This is a genomic window from Rarobacter faecitabidus (genome assembly GCF_006716265.1).
In the GTDB taxonomy this organism is placed as follows: Bacteria; Actinomycetota; Actinomycetes; order Actinomycetales; family Cellulomonadaceae; genus Rarobacter; species Rarobacter faecitabidus.
On the sequence record NZ_VFOS01000001.1, the window covers coordinates 167,168 to 185,918 of the forward strand.

The 18,751-nt window shown below is 65.6% G+C and carries 17 protein-coding genes, 1 tRNA gene and 1 riboswitch; of the genes, 11 read left to right on the forward strand and 7 right to left on the reverse strand.

Translation table 11 applies throughout. The features are described from left to right. Positions 1-6 precede the first annotated feature (6 nt). On the reverse strand, positions 7-2,274 hold the full coding sequence (locus FB461_RS00850) for a bifunctional alpha,alpha-trehalose-phosphate synthase (UDP-forming)/trehalose-phosphatase (RefSeq protein ID WP_142118080.1): 2,268 nt from the start codon (positions 2,272-2,274) through the stop codon (positions 7-9). 186 nt (positions 2,275-2,460) lie between these two features. Between FB461_RS00850 and FB461_RS00855 the strand changes: the two genes are divergently transcribed. The 6 genes from FB461_RS00855 (at position 2,461) to groL (ending at position 8,400) form a co-directional block, all read left to right on the forward strand. Then, positions 2,461-4,164 carry a serine/threonine-protein kinase gene (locus FB461_RS00855; protein WP_142118082.1) on the forward strand — a complete coding sequence of 568 codons (1,704 nt, stop codon included), beginning with the start codon at positions 2,461-2,463 and terminating at the stop codon, positions 4,162-4,164. A 92-nt stretch (positions 4,165-4,256) separates the two neighbouring features. Continuing rightward, the gene (locus tag FB461_RS00860; RefSeq protein ID WP_142118084.1) at positions 4,257-5,108 is read left to right on the forward strand and encodes a DsbA family protein; all 852 of its coding nucleotides are present in this window, start codon (positions 4,257-4,259) and stop codon (positions 5,106-5,108) included. Between the two features lie 51 nt (positions 5,109-5,159). Then, positions 5,160-5,235 (forward strand) — tRNA-Thr (locus tag FB461_RS00865). 228 nt (positions 5,236-5,463) lie between these two features. Continuing rightward, entirely contained in the window at positions 5,464-5,766 is a 303-nt protein-coding gene (locus tag FB461_RS00870) for a DUF3263 domain-containing protein (RefSeq protein ID WP_211349814.1), read from the forward strand. 55 nt (positions 5,767-5,821) lie between these two features. Then, a complete protein-coding gene (locus FB461_RS00875; protein ID WP_142118088.1) occupies positions 5,822-6,505 on the forward strand; it encodes a LytR C-terminal domain-containing protein in 684 nt (227 codons plus the stop codon). Between the two features lie 272 nt (positions 6,506-6,777). Next, positions 6,778-8,400, forward strand: a complete 1,623-nt coding sequence (gene groL / locus FB461_RS00880) for a chaperonin GroEL (protein ID WP_142118090.1) — start codon at positions 6,778-6,780, stop codon at positions 8,398-8,400. Between the two features lie 136 nt (positions 8,401-8,536). Here groL and FB461_RS00885 read toward each other — a convergent pair whose 3' ends face one another. The 4 genes from FB461_RS00885 to FB461_RS00900 form a co-directional block, all read right to left on the reverse strand. Next, on the reverse strand, positions 8,537-9,235 hold the full coding sequence (locus FB461_RS00885) for an HD domain-containing protein (protein WP_142118092.1): 699 nt from the start codon (positions 9,233-9,235) through the stop codon (positions 8,537-8,539). 45 nt (positions 9,236-9,280) lie between these two features. Further along, positions 9,281-10,966: a sensor histidine kinase gene (locus FB461_RS00890; protein ID WP_246045941.1), complete on the reverse strand. Its 1,686-nt coding sequence runs from the start codon at positions 10,964-10,966 to the stop codon at positions 9,281-9,283. Positions 10,967-10,976: 10 nt separating this feature from the next. Then, positions 10,977-11,702: a response regulator transcription factor gene (locus FB461_RS00895; RefSeq protein ID WP_142118094.1), complete on the reverse strand. Its 726-nt coding sequence runs from the start codon at positions 11,700-11,702 to the stop codon at positions 10,977-10,979. A gap of 83 nt (positions 11,703-11,785) precedes the next feature. Next, complete coding sequence (locus FB461_RS00900; protein WP_142118096.1) at positions 11,786-12,355, reverse strand: NYN domain-containing protein; 570 nt, start codon at positions 12,353-12,355, stop codon at positions 11,786-11,788. 179 nt (positions 12,356-12,534) lie between these two features. On the opposite strand from FB461_RS00900, the gene FB461_RS00905 reads away from it, so the two are divergent. The 3 genes from FB461_RS00905 to FB461_RS00915 all read left to right on the forward strand — a co-directional run bounded on the left by FB461_RS00905 (position 12,535) and on the right by FB461_RS00915 (position 15,007). Then, positions 12,535-12,918, forward strand: a complete 384-nt coding sequence (locus FB461_RS00905) for a cold-shock protein (RefSeq protein WP_142118098.1) — start codon at positions 12,535-12,537, stop codon at positions 12,916-12,918. Between the two features lie 50 nt (positions 12,919-12,968). Further along, entirely contained in the window at positions 12,969-13,769 is an 801-nt protein-coding gene (locus FB461_RS00910) for a DUF3027 domain-containing protein (protein WP_142118100.1), read from the forward strand. A 560-nt stretch (positions 13,770-14,329) separates the two neighbouring features. Then, positions 14,330-15,007, forward strand: coding sequence for a hypothetical protein (locus FB461_RS00915; RefSeq protein WP_142118102.1), 678 nt, complete (start codon positions 14,330-14,332; stop codon positions 15,005-15,007). Positions 15,008-15,263: 256 nt separating this feature from the next. On the opposite strand, the gene FB461_RS00920 is transcribed toward FB461_RS00915, so the two are convergent. Together FB461_RS00920 and serC are read right to left on the reverse strand one after the other, a co-directional pair. Continuing rightward, positions 15,264-15,566: a hypothetical protein gene (locus FB461_RS00920; RefSeq protein ID WP_142118104.1), complete on the reverse strand. Its 303-nt coding sequence runs from the start codon at positions 15,564-15,566 to the stop codon at positions 15,264-15,266. Between the two features lie 43 nt (positions 15,567-15,609). After that, a complete protein-coding gene (gene serC, locus FB461_RS00925; protein WP_246045942.1) occupies positions 15,610-16,731 on the reverse strand; it encodes a phosphoserine transaminase in 1,122 nt (373 codons plus the stop codon). Positions 16,732-16,875: 144 nt separating this feature from the next. Between serC and FB461_RS00930 the strand changes: the two genes are divergently transcribed. Further along, complete coding sequence (locus FB461_RS00930; RefSeq protein WP_142118106.1) at positions 16,876-17,580, forward strand: iron-dependent transcriptional repressor DtxR; 705 nt, start codon at positions 16,876-16,878, stop codon at positions 17,578-17,580. Positions 17,581-17,693: 113 nt separating this feature from the next. Beyond that, positions 17,694-17,864, forward strand: a riboswitch (cyclic di-AMP (ydaO/yuaA leader). Continuing rightward, positions 17,863-18,744: a C40 family peptidase gene (locus tag FB461_RS00935; RefSeq protein ID WP_246045943.1), complete on the forward strand. Its 882-nt coding sequence runs from the start codon at positions 17,863-17,865 to the stop codon at positions 18,742-18,744. It overlaps the preceding riboswitch by 2 nt. Positions 18,745-18,751 lie beyond the last annotated feature (7 nt).

Below are 18,751 nucleotides of genomic sequence, written 5' to 3' on the forward strand. Positions count from 1 at the left end.
GGCGCGCTACGCCCGCTTGCGCCGTCTGCGTCCCGGCTCGATATGCGCGCTGAGCAGGGCGCCGAGCCTTTCGAGGACGAGCGCTGCCGCGGAACTATCGGCAATCCGATAGGGCGCTATCGAATCGCCGGGACCGACCTTGATAGCGACGTCGCGTTGACCCAGCACTGCGAAGGCGTGCTCGTCTGTTGCGTCATCCCCCATGTAGACGACGTGCGATGCGCCGAGTTCACTACGCAGCGCATCGAGGGCCCGCCCCTTGGTGGTCTGCACGACGGCTATCTCGACGACGTTCTTGCCCAGCAGGGGCTGCAGGCCGAGCCGACTGGCCAGTTCGAGGGCAGCCTCGGTGGCCTGCTCCGCTCCGTCGTGGGTCGTGAGGCGGGTGTGCAGGGCTGCCGCGGACGGCTTCTTCTCGACCCAGACCCCGTAGTGGCGCGCGGCTATCGCTTCGAGCCCTTCGGTGACATGACGCAATTGCGACTGCTCGCCTTCGGACAGGGCGAGTTCCTCTCGCCGCAGACCGTCCGCGGTCATGATTCCGCGCTCGGCGCCGTGGGAGCCGAGCAGGTGCGTGCCGGGAGGCACGTTGGACAGTTGCGCGAGCGTTTCGAGGCTGCGGCCGGAGACGAGCGCGAGGGCAACGTTCTCCCGCGGAAGCGCCGCAATGCGCCGCAGCGCGCGAAGCGCTCGCGGAACGGTGCGCGATGTCGCGGGGTCGTCGACGAGCGGGGCGAGGACGCCATCGAAGTCCGAGGCCACGAGCACGGGCGAGGCATCGTGGGAGAACGTCTGCAGCGCCTCGCGCAGCGACGCGCCGAGCGTGCCGGACGGTGGCGTGTCCACGCGCTCTGGCTGGCTCGTGGCGACGTCGGTGAGGGTCGCGAGGTAGCGGTTGGACCATTTCGCGACGTCATCGGCCAGGACTCGCCGGCGCAGGCGACGCATGCGCCGCCGCTGCTCCGTGACGGGCATGTTGATGGCCGCAAGCACCTGCGCCTTGGTGCCATCGATGTCGTGCGGGTTGATCAGCAGCGCCGCGGTGAGTTCTTCGGCCGCTCCGGTGAACTCGGAAAGTACGAGCACGCCGCGGTCATCGGATCGCGCCGCTACGTACTCCTTGGCCACGAGATTCATGCCGTCTCGCAGGGACGTGACGAGCATGACGTCCGATGCGAGGTAGAAGGCCGCCATCTCCTCCATGGGATACGAGTGATGCAGGTAGTTGATGACCGTTCGCCCGATTCCGCCGAACTCGCCGTTGATGCGCCCGACCTGAACCTCGACCTCGTCTCGTAACTGCTGGTAGGCGTCGACGTTCTCGCGGCTGGGGCTGGCGACCTGGACCATCGTCACCTTGGCGGGGTCCACGTCGCCGTCGCGCAGGAGCTCGCTGAACGCCTTGATGCGGTGCAGGATGCCCTTGGTGTAATCGAGCCGATCCACCCCCAGCAGAATGCAGTCTGGATTGCCCAGTTCCTCGCGGATCTCGGCGGCCCGCGCGCGGACGGATGCCGTCTGGGCGAGCTTGTCGAACTGGCCGGAGTCGATCGAGATGGGGAACGCAGACGCCTTGACCTGCCGCACCAGTCGGTCCTCGGCATCGTCGATCTCGACGAGTTGTCCCGAGGTCGTGTGGTCGGTCAGCTTGCGCACGCTACGCAGGAAGTTCGCGGCGTCCCCGGAACGCTGGAAGCCTACTAGGTCGGCGCCGAGCAGCCCTTCGACGATCTGACGCCGCCAGGGCAACTGCGAGAAGATCTCCAGCGGCGGGAACGGAATGTGGTGGAAGTAGCCGATGCGCAGATCCGGGCGGGCGGCGCGCAGCAGCGCGGGCACGAGCTGAAGTTGATAGTCGTGGACCCAGACGGTCGCGCCCTCCGCGGCCGCATAGTCGGCCATCGAGGCGAAGTGCTCGTTGACCTCGCGATAGGTGTCCCACCACTCGCGATGAAATGAGGGTCGCGCGATCACGTCGTGGTAAAGCGGCCACAGCGTGTCGTTTGAGAACCCCTCGTAGTACTCCGCGATCTCGGTCTCCGAAAGGCTCACCGGGACCATCCAGATGCCATCCGAGTCGAACGGGTCGATCGCTAGGTCGGCCATGCCCGGCCAGCCGACCCAGGCGCCCTCGTTGGATTGCATAAGCGGCGCGAGCGCCGTAACCAGCCCGCCGGGGGCACGCTTCCAGGTGGCATTTCCGGACTCGTCCAGCCTCAGATCGACGGGAAGCCTATTGGCGACTACGACGAGGTCGTGCTGTGGTTTTGCCATGCTTTCACCACTCCTTGATCATCTCACCAACAACGATAACGAATAGTTATTACGTTTGTATGAACCGCGCACACTCACGGGAATGCTACGGAAGAAGTGAGGGCTCCGCGCGGGCAGCGCCTCGCCTGACTCATCTTCATCGCCGATCACCTCCCCGAAATGGCAAAGACCCGATAACGTATTCGCATGGAGAGAGTGGGTTTGGCGCCTGGCACCATGATCGGTGGCTACCGGATAATTTCGCCGCTCGGCTCAGGTGCGATGGGTACCGTCTACCGTGCGCGGGACGCCGATGGCCTCGAAGTTGCGATGAAGACGCTGCATCCCTCGGTGGCGGCCGATCCGCAGTCGCGCCAGCGCCTGCAGCGGGAGATCGCCGTACTCAGCAAGATCCGCAACAAGGGCGTCGCCCGCGTCATCGACGCTGAGGCGGACGGCGACGAGATGTTCATCGTCACCGAGCTCATCGACGGCCCGACGCTGGAGTCGGTCGTCGCCGACAACGGACCGTTCGACGCCCACGCGCTGAGCACTCTGGCCGAGGGGCTGCGAGATGCACTGAACGCCGTCCATGTGGCGGGGGTCATCCACCGGGATCTGAAGGCATCCAACGTGCTGATGTCCGCACGCGGGCCAGTGCTCATCGACTTCGGCATTGCCCAGATTGTCGGCGACGCACGCGTGACCAAGACGGGACTCGTCATGGGAACGCCCGCGTACCTCGCGCCGGAACTGGTTGACGGCGCCGAGCCGTCGATGACCACGGACTGGTGGGGGTGGGCGGGGATGCTCGCGTACGCGGCGACCGGCAGGGCGCCCTTCGGTGTCCGCCCCATTGACGCCGTGCTCGCCCGTGCTCGTTCGGGCAAACCCGATCTCGCCGGACTCGGGCCGCGGACCGAACGAGCGCTGCGCGGTGCCCTAGATCCAGTCCCGGAGAACCGCACGCCGCCGGCGGTCGTGGTCGAGCAACTCCGCATGGCCTACTTGGAGGGGGACGCCCGGCCCGACGAGGTCCCCTCGGCGGCGCCAGATGATGATGCCACCGCGGTGCTCGGCGGGTCGGGAGGTGCTGTTCCCGGTGCAACCACGCCCTATCCCGCAGGCGCACTGCCGCAGGACATGGCGCAGATCGCCGCCGCCCCGGGCGACGGTTCCTACGCGACGGAGGACCTCGGCGATGGTGGATCCACCGCAGCCGTGGACCCCGATTTCGACGACGATCCGGATCGGCAGTTCGTGCGCGACGCCGTGGAGGGCCCGCCCGATCCGGTGTACGTGCGCCCGATCGTGGCCAGGCGCACGTGGACGATTCTCGCCCTCGGCATCCCGCTCGTGTTCGCGGGAGCCTCGTGGCCCGGGGTGACGCTGGTCATCTTCGCGGCGATCTGGTTCGTCTGCCGATTCGTCGGCGTCTTCTGGGATTCGATGCAATCCCGACGGGAGTCGCGCGGCGGCATCGCCCACAACGATTCTGTGCGACAGGGCATCATGACGCCGTGGCTGCTCGTCCGGAGCGTATTCGGCGCCGTCCCGGCCCTGCTCGTCGCGGGCACCGTCCTGCTGACCACTGGCGGCGTCGCGTGGTGGCTGCTCGACAACGACAAGGTGGTGATCGGCGATGCCCCCGGAAACGCGCCGCACGTCTATCAGTGGGTCCTGTTCGGGTCCGTGGTGCTGTTCGTCAGCCTCATGTGGTTCGGGCCGCTGACTGGACTGACTCGGCTCGGCGCCCGCGTGGTCGTCAATAGGGCTGTGCCGCGCGGCTGGGGCGTCGCCACGGTGTGGGTCATCGCGGCGGTCGCCTCGTTCGTCCTGTGGCAGGTCTTCGTGAGCGACCAGTCCATAGTGTGGTCGCCGCTTCCCGCACCTCCCAGCCTCGCGGGTTAGGATTCTCCAGAATTCACGGACGGCCTGATACGCCGGGCGGTCGTGCCGCGCGATAGTCGTCTACCGTGTCCCCGATCCAGAGAGTGTGAGCCATGGCCGGAATCCCACCTTCCAAGTCCGATCGACGTGAGCAGGCCCGCGAGAAGGCCGCCGCCCTGCGCGCCGAGCAGCTGAAGAGGGAAGCGCGAGGTCGGCGCATCACGCTGCTGTCGATCATCGTCGGCTTGGTCATCGTCGCTGGCCTCATAGCGTTCGTCGTGATCTCGGGCAACAAGAAGGTCAACGTCAATCCCGACGCGTCGGCCCCGACCACGGCGGTCGGGATCAACGGTGGCATCTCCTTCGGGGCCGACGGCGTGGCCGGTACCTCGAACGACGGCGCGATCGTCGTGGAGACCTACTTGGACTTCCTGTGCCCCTGGTGCGCCAAGTTCGAGGCGGAGAACACGGCCAACCTGGACGAGTTCCGCGAGGCGGGCGAGATCACCCTCGTGGTCCACCCGATCTCCATGCTCTCCGGCGGCGATAAGACCGCATACTCGTCGCGGGCGGCGTCGGCGTTCGCGTATGTCGCCGACAACGCTCCCGACAAGGCGCTCGCGTTCAGCACGGCGCTCTACACGAACCAGCCACCGGAGACCGGCGACGGGCTCAGCGACGACGAGATCGTCGACCTGGCGAAGGGCGCGGGGGTTCCCGAGGACGTGGCGAAGGCTGCCGTCGGCAACCAGTTCGCGGACTGGGCCATCCTGCAGTATCAGGAGGCGGCAGCCCGGACGGAACTCCTCGATGCGCAGAGCCGGTTCACCACGCCCACTATCGTGATCGATGGCGAGAAGTTCACGGGCAACGCGACGAGCGCCGACGAGTTCCGGGCCGCCCTCGAGACCGCGATCGCGGGTGGCGGTAGCACGCCGGCCGACGACGCGAACGCGGACCAGTAGGGACGAGAAGGAATGTGACTCGGACTGCCCGAACCGGTAGTCTGGGCACGCGCCGCCTTAGCTCAGTTGGTAGAGCATTCGCCTTGTAAGCGAAAGGTCGTCGGTTCGAACCCGACAGGCGGCTCCACGTGGATGAGGCCCGGTGGGTCCGGCAGCCTGGGCCGCCGACCCAACGGGACTCGACTTTCAGCGCCAGGCGCTAGAGCGCCCGGCGCTGGCTCCCATCGCCCGAGCCCCAAGCTCTTCCCCGCGTAGGTGGAGACCCCGTTCCTGCCCCGTATGGGAGATCCGCGCAGGCAGCGGAGCCCCCGGCGGGCAAATGACATGGTTGTAGTTCCGCCGTATCATGGTGACTATGACGCTCGCCGAACCAGTCGACACCGCTGCCCGCGAAATCGAGAGTGACCCGGGCGCCCTGAGTGAACTGGAACTCGCCATCCTCGAGTTCGAGCGCGGCTGGTGGCGCTTCGCCGGGGCGAAGGAACAGGCCATCGCGACCGAGTTCGATTTGTCGCCCACGCAGTACTACCAGGTCCTCAATCGCCTTATCGATCAGCCCGCCGCGCTGGCCGCGCAACCGCTGCTGGTCAAGCGCCTGCGCCGGCTTCGCGATGCGCGCCAGCGAGAGCGAACCGACGGCCGACGTCGCCGCGACTAGCCGTCGCCACGGGCAAATGTTCCAGTTGCTCACGATGAACCGGTAGCCTGTCCAGGTGACCAAGGCTTATCCGTACCCCGAGGACGAGTTCGACATCGATCCCGCGGAGGGCGACGTTCCGCAGGGTGCGCATCGTGCTCCCCGCTCCCGGCTCCGCGGGGTGCTCATCGCCGTTGGTGTGCTCGTGGCCGCTGCGGCACTGGGTGTCGCGGCAGCGCTCTACATTCCAGCGCTGCTCGGCATGAACGACGAGGACGTCGCGACGAAGGTCGGAATCGAGACGACAACGACGACGCCGTCGCAGTCTGCCACCCCGCAGAGCTCCGCACCCGAGGACGAGACCTCGGACGAGGAGATATCGGACGAGCCTGATTCCGGCGAGACCGCTCCTGACGCCGCCGCGGACGAGGGCACGGATGAAACCGCCCAGGATGAGCCGAAGAAGGACGAGCCTCCCGCCGTCGACAAGGCGACCACCGTCCGCGTTTTGAACGCTACCCGCACGCAGGGCCTGGCCGCCGGGGCTACGAGCAAACTCAAGGCCGAGGGCTGGACCGATCTGAACGCGACCAACTACAAGGGCGCGGCCATCTCGTCCTCTGTCGTCTACTACAAGACCGAGGATGACAAAGCTGCCGCGGAATCGATCGCCGAGACGCTCGGGATCGGTTCCACGAAACTTGTGAGCGACCTCACGGGCCCGCTTTCGGTCATTCTGGCCGGCGACTACCGCAACTGACGCTCCTGGCAGCCACGCGTCTGCGACGCGATACTGCCCGAGTTCGAGTCACTGCTCGCTGACAGCGCAATAACCCACCGGCGTACCGCCTTGCACTCTGCGGTCGAGAGTGCCAATAATTGATTAGCACTCTCTACCTAAGAGTGACAAGAATTGCCGACCTTTGTGGGTGAGGTCCGGGCTTCGCGTGACGTGAACGCGATAGGCCGGATCGTCCGTCGCGGGCATCCCGGGGTCGATACCGACCAGGTACAAGTGGAGGAATATTCCCCATGGCAAAACTCATTGCCTTTGATGAGGAAGCCCGTCGCGGCATCGAGCGTGGACTCAACCAGCTCGCTGACACCGTGAAGGTCACCCTCGGCCCGAAGGGCCGCAACGTCGTGCTCGACAAGAAGTGGGGCGCGCCGACCATCACCAACGATGGCGTTTCCATCGCCAAGGAGATCGAGCTCGAGGACCCGTTCGAGCGCATCGGCGCCGAACTCGTCAAGGAGGTCGCCAAGAAGACCGACGACGTCGCGGGTGACGGAACCACCACCGCAACCGTTCTCGCCCAGGCGCTCGTCAAGGAGGGCCTGCGCAACGTGGCCTCCGGCGCCAACCCGATCGCCCTGCGCAAGGGTATCGAGAAGGCTGTCGCCGCCGTGACCGCCGAGCTCCACACGCTCGCCAAGGACATCGAGTCGCAGGAGGAGATCGCCGCTACGGCCGCCATCTCGGCCGGCGACGAGGAGATCGGTCGCCTCATCGCCCAGGCGATGGAGACGGTGAAGAAGGAAGGCGTCATCACCGTCGAGGAGTCCAACTCGTTCGGCCTCGAACTCGAGCTCACCGAGGGCATGCGCTTCGACAAGGGCTTCCTGGCCCGCTACTTCGAGACCGACCCCGAGCGCCAGGAAGCGGTCCTCGAGGACCTCTACGTCCTGCTCGTCGAGGGCAAGATCACGAACGTCAAGGACCTGCTGCCGCTTCTCGACCAGGTTATCAAGCAGGGCAAGCCGTTGCTGATCATTGCCGAGGACGTCGAGGGCGAGGCCCTGGCCACCCTGGTGCTGAACAAGATCCGCGGCATCTTCAAGTCGGTTGCCGTCAAGGCTCCCGGCTTCGGTGACCGCCGCAAGGCGATCCTGCAGGACATCGCGATCCTCACCGGCGGAACCGTGGTCTCGGAGACCATCGGCCTCAAGCTGGAGACCGTGGGCCTCGACGTGCTGGGTACCGCTCGCAAGGTCGTCGTGACCAAGGACGAGACCACGATCATCGAGGGTGGCGGCGACGCCGAGCAGATCGCGGGCCGCGTGAAGCAGATTCGCGCCGAGATCGAGTCGTCCGACTCCGAGTACGACCGCGAGAAGCTTCAGGAGCGCCTCGCCAAGCTCGCAGGCGGCGTGGCCGTCATCCGCGCCGGCGCCGCGACCGAGGTCGAGCTTAAGGAGCGCAAGCACCGCATCGAGGACGCCATCCGCAACGCCAAGGCTGCTGCGGAAGAGGGCATCGTCGCTGGCGGTGGCGTGGCGCTTATCCAGGCCGGCAAGGTTGCATTCGAGAAGCTGGAACTCGAGGGTGACGAGGCAACTGGTGCCCGCATCGTGCAGGTCGCGATCGAGGCTCCCCTCAAGCAGATCGCGTTCAACTCGGGACTCGAGGGCGGCGTCGTCGTCGAGCGCGTCCGCAACCTCGGTCCGAACTTCGGCCTGAACGCGGCAACCGGCGAGTACGTCGACCTGCTCGCGGCTGGTGTGACCGACCCGGTCAAGGTGACCCGCTCGGCCCTGGAGAACGCTGCGTCGATCGCGGCGCTGTTCCTCACGACCGAGGCGGTCGTCGCCGACAAGCCCGCTCCGGCCGCTGCGGCCGCGCCGGGTGGCGACGACTTCGGCGGCGGGTTCTGATCCCGCCCCGGCTCTAGCCGTGCCGTCTTAGGACAGGCAGGAGGCCCGGCACCGCGTCACGCGGTGCCGGGCCTCCTGTTTTATGCGTCGAGCCTGCTGGGCAACTGCCGGGAGGATCAGGGCGATCCTCGAAGAACTAGCCGCTCGCGCGGAGTTTGCGCTGCAGGCGGGCCAATTCGGCGTTGAGGTTCTCTCGCGCCTGCGATTCCCACGCCTGGGCACCGGCCGAGAAGAAAATCCGCGAGCGGTGCTGCAGTTTTTCGAGGATGCTGACGCGAGCGGTCAGGTAATCGTCCTCCGGAATGTGCGCGTACTCGGCGCGAATCGCGTCCCGGTACGCCTGATACACCTGCGGACTCTCCGCCAGGATCGCCAGATCCGCGTCGATCAGCACGTTGAGGTCGCTGTCGCCTGCCTGGCCGGCGTGACGACGCATCGAGTTCACCAAGTTCGCGACGCGTTCTACGCTCGTCGTGGCCAACCCCAGGGAGGTCAGGTCGGTACGCGCCAGCTCGGCGCTTGCGGCCTTGTCCTCGCCAGCCCTGTTGGCGTAGGCGGACGCCGAATCGCACGAGAATATCGCGCCGTGATACCAGGCGGCCAGGCGCACTTCATCCGCGTTGTGCGCCTCCCAGGCGAGTTCGTCCACCCGCCGCAGTACCTCCAGCAGGTGACTGATCGTGTGGTACTTACGCTGCGGCTCGTCCCACCTGGTGAGCAGGGTCCGCGCGACGGCGTAGATCTCGTCGTCGCCAGCCGTCGCCCCTAGCGCGCGGCAACTGCGCGACCAGGACGAGTACATCCACTGAGGAGCGGACGCTGCGCTGACGGTCATGCCCCCAGCCTTGCCGACTAGCAGACGTATTGCAAACGGCGACCGTCACTCGACCGCTGCAGCGAGCGGGATCAGCACGCTCACGGTAAGCCCGCCGCCCTGCGTTTGCTCGACGCGTGCGTCGCCACCGAGTGAGTGGGCGATGGCAGCGACGATGGCGAGCCCGAGCCCTGAGCCACCCGATCGCCGGTCGCGGGAGGAATCCGCACGATAGAAGCGCTCGAAGAGCCGCGCCACCTGGTCCTCTGCGACGCCGGGGCCGTGATCGATGACGGAGAACACGCCGAAGCCCTCGCGCGCTCCGACGGCGATCTCGACGGGGGTCGAGGTCGGCGTATGCCGTGCGACATTGCCGACGAGGTTCATGACGACCTGACGTAGGCGGTCCTCGTCTCCGATAACGACGCACTTGCCCGGTTTCCCGTCGGCGTCGATGATGTCCATCGCAGCGCCGTCGAGGTGGACAAGGGCCACTCGCCGCTCGGCGTCGAGCGCGCCGAGGTCCATCGCCCCGTCGCGGGCCAGCGCCACGAGATCGACCGGATCACGCCGAAGCTCGCGCCCTTCGTCCAGGCGGGCGAGCGCCAAGAGGTCCTCCACCAGCGACGCCATGCGGCGGGATGAATCGTCGATGCGGCGCATCGTATCGTCCAGTTCGGCCTTGTCGTTGAGCGCGCCCATCCGGTACAACTCGCCGTATCCGCGAATGGTCGCCAGGGGAGTGCGCAGTTCGTGGCTCGCATCGGAGACGAACTGGCGCATCCGGGCCTCGGATGACGCCCGAGCCGCGAATGCCACTTCGATCTGCGCGAGCATCGTGTTGAGCGATCGTGCGAGCGAGCCGACCTCGGTCGTGGGCGGCATGTCAGGAACGCGCGCGGAGAGGTCGCCCTGGGCGATGCGGGAGGCCGTCGCCTCGATGCGGCGAAGAGGCTTGAGTGACTCGCGTACGGCGACATACCCGACCATCGCCCCCGACAGCGCGACGGCCAGCGTGGCGAGCATGAACGCCACGCGAACCTGATTGGCGGTCTGCTTCGTGTAGGTGAGCGGCAGCGCTATGTAGACCATGTCGGGTACGCCCGCGGTCGTCTCGTTCGCTAGGGGAATGCCGATGACGCGCCAGGTCGGCTCGCTTTCCGTGGGGACGATGTCGCTGTTGGGCGGCGCGATGCCCTTGACGGTGAACGCTTCGGTGAGTGAGGTGTGCGAGGTGGGGGCGTTCGCGAGGAAGGGGATGCCATTCTTGGCGATGGTCGTCGTATTGCAGTAGTAGCTCGCGTTACGCAGAACTGAACTATCGACGATGGCGAAGCAATAGTCCGTCGGTAGCATCCTGCTGCCGAACGACAATCCGTCACGAGAGATGATCCCTGCGGCGTTGTCTCGCAGCCTGCTGTCGAGCTGATCCTTCAGATGGCGCTCGAACATCACCGTCGTGATCGCTCCGACCGTGCTCAGGCCCACTATCAGCAGGACGCTGATCACGGTGAGTAGGCGCATTCTCAACGGGATGCGCGCCCAGTGGCGCCGCACCTGCGACACGAACGTGTGCATGGGGTGGCGCTTGCTCCGGGCTCGCGGATTTGCCCGTTCGGGCGGCTCGTCCTGCTCGCCCGATGACGGGCCGGCCGCGTCGCCCGTCGGGTCGACGTGGGCGCCGGCGGGAGAATCGGTTGCCGGTGGTGGGGGAATCGGGGGGAGCCCGGCTTCCGGGTCCGGTGCGGTCATGCGAGGCGGATTAATGGCGTGACACTGGCTGGCGCATCAGATACCCGATGCCGCGCTTCGTGTGGATGAGCGGCTCGACCTCTAAGCCGTCCTCGCGCTTGACGTGATCGATCTTGCGGCGCAGGTAGGAGATGTACGACTCCACGATGTTGGCGTCACCGCCCCAGTCGTAATCCCACACGTGGTCCAGGATCTGAGCCTTCGAGAGCACGCGTCCGGCGTTGAGCATGAGGTAACGCAGGAGCTTGAACTCGGTGGGCGACAACTCGATGAGCTGCCCGGCTCGCGTGACCTCGTGGGAATCCTCGTCCATCTCCAGATCCGCGAAGCGCAGGATGGCATCGTCGGCGGGCGCCTCTGGGGAGGTGCGGCGCAGTACCGCGCGAATCCGCGCGACCACCTCTTCGAGGCTGAACGGCTTCGTGACATAGTCGTCCCCGCCCACGGTCAGGCCGTTGATCTTGTCCTGCGTGTCGTCGCGCGCAGTGAGGAACAGCACGGGGGTGCGGATGCCCTTCTCGCGCAGGCGACGGGTCACGCTGAAACCGTCCATGTCGGGCAGCATGACATCGAGCACGATGAGATCGGGCTGCAGGTCGGTGACAAGGTCGAGTGCGCTCGTCCCGTCTGCCGCTCCATGGACCTCGAACCCGGCGAACCGCAGAGATGTGATCAGCAATTCGCGGATGTTCGGTTCGTCGTCGACTACCACGAGCCGTGCTTCTGGACTACCCATGCGTCAATAATGCGAAAAAAACCTGCGAGTTTTCTGGGAGCCTGTTGGGAGAGGTGGGGCCCCTCGCGGGCCCCACCCGGCCGCTAGATGAACTGCAGCGGGTCGAACTCGTCCAGCGGAATGATGCGCACGCGGGGCAACTGCGTCATGAAGGCGCCGACGGTGTGCTCGAGGTCGTAGACGGTTACGCCGCGCTCGGCGAGCGCCGAGAGGTGATTCGAGACGAACTCGCGGAAGGCGATGACGCCCACGCGGTGTCCATGATCGAGTAGCGCGTCGACCTGCGGCAGGAAGTCGCCGTCGTGGCTCGCGAGGAGCACGTCGGCGGGGCGGTCCTTCAGGGCGTCTAGCGTGCGCTGGATACCGATGTCGACGACCTTCTCGGTCGCCTCGCCTGCGAGGGGTACCGGGCGGTAGTTCATGGCGAGGAGCGCCTGGACGAAGTTCAACGGCATCTGGCCGGAGCTTGCGTTCAGGAAGAATAGGTTGGTGGCCGGCTGATCCCAGAGCTCCGCTGCGAATTCGGCGACGCGGTCCCAGCGTGGGCGCTCGTCCGGGTTCGGGCGTCGCCCGAGGACGCTCATGCCGAGCGTTGCGTCGATGTTCTCGCCGTCGACGATGAGATATGTCCGGCGATCCCCAGATTCAGTCACAGTATGAAGAGTACCGGCACGCGGGCCGGGGGGATAGGACGTATCCAGCGGAATCGAGTCGCGTGCGCGACGTACAGGCGGGTAGGCTGTAGTGATGCAGTGTGCGCGGTGATTGCCGCCGCCGAGCCCGGCGCGAAAGATCCTCGCCGGGACCCCGATACCTATCAGCGAGGTTTCAAGTGCCTACCGGCAAGGTCAAGTTCTTCGACGTCGAGCGCGGCTTCGGATTCATTACGACGGACGACGGGACGCGCGTGTACCTACACGCCGACGCGTTGCCCGACGGCGTGACCAACCTCCGCAAGGGCGCCCGGGTCGAGTTCTCGATGGCCGATGGACGCCGCGGGCGGCAGGCACTGACGGTTCGCCTGCTCGATCCGAAGGCGGCGTACGTGCGTACGTCACGCAAGTCGGCTGACGAGATGGCGACGATTGTCGAAGACCTGATCAAGCTACTCGATGAGGCGGGGGCCAAACTGCGGCATGGACGCTACCCGGACAGGGAGTCGTCCGAGCGAACGGCGGCAGTTCTGCGCCGCGTTGCGGACGAGTTCGAAGGGTGACGACGACCGTGGCGCCTTCGCGGCGGAAGCCAGCGCGTGATGCGGTGCTGATGGGCGCCGTAGATGTGGCGCGTGCGGCCGCCATCGAGACTGCCGATCACCCCGAGGACGTCGCCGAGCACGTGGACGCGGTGACCATCGATGAGCGGCTCGTCGTGCACAGGTTCGCGAGCGGTCTCAAGGGATACGCCGGCTGGCAGTGGAACGTCGTTCTGGCACGTGCGCCACGCGCCCGCACTGCGACGATCTGCGAGGTGACACTCCTTCCCGGCGAGCGCGCATTGCTCGCACCCGAGTGGTTGCCGTGGGCCGAGCGCTTGCGGCCTTCCGACATCGGCCCCGGTCACGTCCTTCCCTTCCTGGCCGACGACCCGCGCCTGGTGCCTGGCTATACGCCGACGGGCGACGAGGACGAGGACTTCGTCGCTATCGAAGAACTCGCACTGGCTCGGGCTAGGGTGCTCTCGCCGGAGGGCAGGCTTGAGGCAGCCAACCGGTGGTACGAGTCGGATCGAGGGCCAGCGACGCCCATAGCGATTCATTCCTCCGCACCTTGCGGTGACTGTGGTTTTCTCGTGCCGCTCCAGGGGAGCCTGGGACAGATTTTCGGAGTCTGCGCCAATGCCTGGTCGCCTGAGGATGGGCGCGTCGTGTCCCTGGACCACGGGTGTGGAGCGCATTCCGAAACGGATGCACCCGTACCCGCTTCCCAATGGCCGAGCCCGAGCCCGGTCCTGGACGAGGTGAGCATCGACGTGGAAGTCAGGCGTGATCTCGCAGGGGAGGGGGATTCAGTGGACGAATCTTCGGTCGCCGAGACTCAGGAAGCGGCTTCGGGCACGAACTCCTGACGCTCGTTAGCCTCGGCAAAGCCGCAGGTGACAGGCGAGTGGTAGTTTGAATTCCTCGCCCACGATACGCTTCGTTGCCCCAAATCCGCCTGCTAGCAGCGACTTTCCCAGCGCCGTATGGGAGCGCTACCGCAGGCCCGGCTCCGTCATCCCGGTAGTGCCTGCTCGTCTTTGTTGTTAGGCTGATGGGACAACGCGTTGACCGCTAGAGAGTCGATGCCAGGGGGCTCGCTTTTGTTAAGTCACGATCATTTTGTGACCCGACACATAGAACTCGCGGTGCCTGATGGCGCTTTTGCGGAGGAAATTCCCAGGATCGATCGTTAGGATAGTGAGTCATCGCCCGTGACGGTCGAAAATCGATCGTCACTACTTACACCCAAGGGAGGGGTGAGATGCCAGGTAACTCGCGCGGAACTTCCGTGACACGTCGTCGCAGAATGTCTGCTGCGGAGGTCCGGTCAGCAATGATCGACGCCGGACGCCGTAGCATTTGGAATGCCGGTCTAACGCTGGACCTGAACGATTCGCATTTCGATGACCTAATTCGGAACGCATCGGTGCCCAGGTCCTCTGTCTTCAGAATCTGGCAGACCAAGGCGGACTATCTCGTCGACCTCTACGAAACCCTTGCGGGACCGCAGGGTGGTGCGCGCGGCAGCCTGTTCGCGGAGCAGATCCTAAAGGACGAGGTCTTCGCGGGCGTGGACGATGCGGTCAGTGGCTTATCTGGAAACCTTGACGACGCCACTACTCGCAGAGCACTACTCGAAGAAGTGATCCGTACCGGAGTCGCCAAGAACTTCACCGCGATCTCCGCACCTTCTGAGTGGCAAACCTATGCCCAGATGATGATCTCGTCCCCCGTCCTCACGGACCTTCCGGACGGGCTCCGCATCGCCGATACGCAAGTACAGACCGAGCGCGACGATGTCATCGCTAAGCTAGCCGATCGCTACCGGACGCTGTTCGAGGGCACCTTCCGGCTCAAACTCCGCGACCCCCAGGTGAGCTACGAGCACTTTGTGATCGCCGCTAGCAGCGTCATCGAAGGTTTCGCTACGCGTGAGGTGCTCGCTCGGGCCGCGAGCGAGGGCGCCGACACGTCGGATCCCTCGCTGCACGCGCTGACATCCAACACGATCAAGCGCAAGGACGCGGCGGGCAACGAAGCCGAATGGCTTCCCTCCGCCATCGCCTACCTCGGCGTGGTCGACGCCTACTTCGAGGCGGCCTAAGTTCGCTCGCGGCTCATCGCCACGCAGGGGTAACCCTGCGCGACGCCGCTCGAACGCCTAGCCAAGGGCGGGGTGCGAAGAATTTTCTTCGCACCCCGCCCTTGTCGTTTCCCAGCGCACTCAGGCAGTGCCCGGTTCGGGGGGTGTGGGCGCGTGTCGCCGGACATGCGTGGATGAGGTCGTCCGCCCTCGCCCGATTTCTTCACGCTTGGCAGTCACGCGCGTCTGTTGACGCCCCTGGCACCTACTTGCGCACCTATTTGCGGGCGCGAGCAGAGCCCGCCTGCCGCGACTTGCGCAGCCAGGCGAGCGAGATGATTCCGACGATCACACCCACGCCGCTGATCCAGGGCAATTTCAACTCAGACCCTAGCCACCGCGCGTCGATCAGCGTCATCCCCCAGGCGAAGAGGAAAACGATCGCCCACGCTACCGTGCCCCAGAAGAAGACGCGGTGCAGGTCCACCTGCTCGGCCGGAATCGGCTCCGACTTCGCGCCCTGGTGTCGCTGACTGCTGCCGTGCGGGTCCGCCAGGTGGTCGCTGGTGTGCTCGTTCACAGTGTCACCATAGCGGTACATGCCTCGCGGAAGGCCCAACGAGTTAGCCTGCGACGCGCTCGATGACGAAGTCGATGGCCTGCGTCAGTAGTGCGACGTCACTCGGGTCCACGGAGGGGAACATCGCAACGCGGAGTTGGTTCCGCCCCAGTTTGCGGTAGGGGTCAATGTCGACTACGCCGTTGGAGCGCAGGATCTTCGTGATCTGCACGGCATCGATCGATTCATCGATGTCGATGGTTCCCACGACATTGGACCGCCATGACGGGTTTTCCACGAAGGGCGTCGCGGCGGGATTTGCCTGCGCCCATCCGTACAGGTGCGATGCGGATTGCGACGTCCGGTTCGTCGCCCATGCCAGCCCGCCGTGCGCGTTGAGCCATTCGATCTGGTTGGCGAGCAGGATCAGGCTGGCAACGGCGGGCGTGTTCAGGGTCTGGTTCGCGCGCGAGTTGTCGAGCGCGAGTTTCAGGGAGAGGAATGGTGGAATCCATCTGCCCGAGGCGGCCAGCAACTCGATGCGCTCTATCGCTGCCGGGGACAGGACGGCGAGCCATAGTCCGCCATCCGCCCCGAAGTTCTTCTGCGGCGCGAAGTAGTAGACATCGGTCTGCGAGATATCCACATCGAGCCCGCCTGCCGCTGAGGTCCCGTCGATGACGACGAGCGAACCCGGATCGCCGATCCTCCTCACCGGGGCGGCCGCGCCGGTCGATGTTTCGTTGTGCGGCCACGCGAACACGTCCGCAGTCGGCGCAACATCCGGCAGGCAGACCTGCCCCGCGGGGACCTCAGTGACGAGGGACGAGGCCAGGAACGGCGCGCCGGCGGTCGACGCGGCGAACTTGGCACCGAATTCGCCGAAGACGCCGTGTGCTGCGCGCTCGCGAACTAGGGAGAACGTGGCGGCATCCCAGAAGGCCGTCGAGCCGCCGTTCCCGAGAATCACCTCGTAGCCATCCGGGATTCGGAAGAATTCTGCGAGGCCTTCTCGGACGCTACCCACCAATGCCTTGACGGGTGGCTTTCGGTGTGACGTGCCAAGGAGGGATCGCCCTCCCGCCGCAACGGCATCGACCTGGGCCTGGCGGACCTTCGACGGCCCGGAGCCGAAACGGCCGTCGCGCGGTAGAAGGGATGCGGGGATGATGACGTCGGCGCTCACCCCATCAAGGATAGTGCCACCGACCAAACGCTTATGACCGATCGGCCACGTATGTCAGGTAACCACGCCCGCTAGGGCCAGGTCCGGGAGCATTCGCGCGATAGGCTGGGAGGCGTTGATTTCGACTGATGCGGAGGCGCGAAGGTGACGGACCTCATCGACACCACCGAGATGTACCTCAAGACGATCTACGAACTGACCGAGGAGGGCATCGTCCCGATCCGCGCACGTATCGCAGAGCGCCTCGGTCACTCGGGCCCGACGGTCTCACAAACCGTCGCCCGCATGGAGCGCGACGGCCTAGTGATCGTCACCGGCGACAGGCATCTCGAACTCACAGATCACGGGCGCACGATAGCGACTCGGGTTATGCGCAAGCATCGCCTGGCCGAACGCCTGCTCACGGACGTGATCGGCCTCGACTGGCCGCATGTTCACGAGGAAGCGTGTCGCTGGGAGCACGTCATGAGCGAACTCGTGGAGCGTCGCCTGGTGGAGTTGCTCGAACACCCGCACTTCGATCCCTATGGCAACCCGATTCCTGGTCTGGAGGAGATCGGCGAAACGCGCACCGCGGTGACCTTTCGGGACGGAGTGACTCCCCTGGTCGATCACCTCCTGCGGGTTCCAGATGGCGAGCCGGTCATCGTCGGGGTTCGGCGCATCGGCGAGCCGCTGCAGCCGGATGTTGAGCTGCTATCGCAGTTCCAGGAGGTCGGACTCACGCCGGGAGCGCAGGTCGAGGTGACGCGGGACGGCGACAGATTCACTATCGGTGCGCCTGGCAGCGAGACGGTGATCGACCTTGCGGGTGAATTGGCGAGGCACATCTTCGTGGCGGCCAGTTAGCCGAGTGAACATTAGGGTGTCCACTTCGTGACCTGTCCGTGACTTTTGGGTGGCGGTCGGATACGATAGCCAGGTCCCGGAGATCACCACCGGGATCGAGTTCCGCGGCACGCCAAGCCCAGCCGCCGCGGCGCGAGAAATTTAACCTCGGCTGGGACGGGGGAACCACCATTCGATGGGCGCGTGAGTGCCCTTCTTGGGGTGAAGCCGCGTGTGCAAACACCGGCCGGGCAATCTCCGCCCGAACCCGACAGCTCACCTCGGCGGCGCAGGAGACCATTAGTGACTGAAGCAGCTCGCGGTCGTCATCGCGCAACGCACAGGACCGGAACATCCATCACTGTCGCCGCTCGTTCGGCGGGTAAGAAGGCCACCGCCCTTGGGCGCGGCTCGGCACTCCTCGTCGCATCCTCCAGCCTCGTCGTCGGATCGGTCATGATCCCGACCGCATCTGCCCAGGATCTGGATAACGAGGCGAACTCGATCACCGCAGAAGAGGGCGACAACGCCGTAGTTTCGTCGGTCGTGGTGTCCGAGGCCGTCGTATGGTCCGATGACTCGACTTCCTTGAAGGTCAAGCGCGCCACTAAGCCCAAGGTCAAAGAGACAGCCACGAGCGCCACCACGGCTGCCGAGCCAACCGAAGACAGCACCCCTGCCCGGTCCGCGAAATCCTCGCGGTCGGCAAGCCGCAACAGCCTCGTGAGCGGCGATGAGGACAAGACCGCGAAGGTCGGCGACTCCTCGGACTCGTCCGGCGACTCGGCCAAGGATTCGGACAAGAAAAGCAAGTCCGCTGATGACGCCATCGACGGCGATGACCTCGAGTCCCGCGGCGCGGCCGTGATCGAGGTGGCCAAGCGCTACATCGGAGTGCCCTACCGGTACGGCGGCTCGACCCCCAAGGGTTTCGACTGCTCTGGCTTCACGTCGTACGTCTTTGCCAAGTTCGGGATCGACCTGCCACGCACGTCCGGCGCTCAGCGTTACGCAGGCAAGGTCGTCTCGGCGAAGGACGCGGTTCCCGGCGACATCGTGTGGAGCCCCGGTCACGTGGCGATCTACATTGGAAACGGAAAGATCATCGACGCACCCCGCCCGGGCAAGTCCGTGGCCGTGCGCTCCATGTACCAATCGAACCCGGTTTTCATCCGCGTTCTTTAGTCTGTTC

Bases quoted from the DNA above. Each gene is read 5' to 3' on its own strand.
- FB461_RS00850 (WP_142118080.1), bottom strand. From the start codon at position 2,274: ATGGCAAAACCACAGCACGACCTCGTCGTAGTCGCCAATAGGCTTCCC.
- FB461_RS00855 (WP_142118082.1), top strand. From the start codon at position 2,461: ATGGAGAGAGTGGGTTTGGCGCCTGGCACCATGATCGGTGGCTACCGG.
- FB461_RS00860 (WP_142118084.1), top strand. From the start codon at position 4,257: ATGGCCGGAATCCCACCTTCCAAGTCCGATCGACGTGAGCAGGCCCGC.
- FB461_RS00870 (WP_211349814.1), top strand. From the start codon at position 5,464: ATGACGCTCGCCGAACCAGTCGACACCGCTGCCCGCGAAATCGAGAGT.
- groL (WP_142118090.1), top strand. From the start codon at position 6,778: ATGGCAAAACTCATTGCCTTTGATGAGGAAGCCCGTCGCGGCATCGAG.
- FB461_RS00885 (WP_142118092.1), bottom strand. From the start codon at position 9,235: ATGACCGTCAGCGCAGCGTCCGCTCCTCAGTGGATGTACTCGTCCTGG.
- FB461_RS00890 (WP_246045941.1), bottom strand. From the start codon at position 10,966: ATGACCGCACCGGACCCGGAAGCCGGGCTCCCCCCGATTCCCCCACCA.
- FB461_RS00895 (WP_142118094.1), bottom strand. From the start codon at position 11,702: ATGGGTAGTCCAGAAGCACGGCTCGTGGTAGTCGACGACGAACCGAAC.
- FB461_RS00910 (WP_142118100.1), top strand. From the start codon at position 12,969: ATGGGCGCCGTAGATGTGGCGCGTGCGGCCGCCATCGAGACTGCCGAT.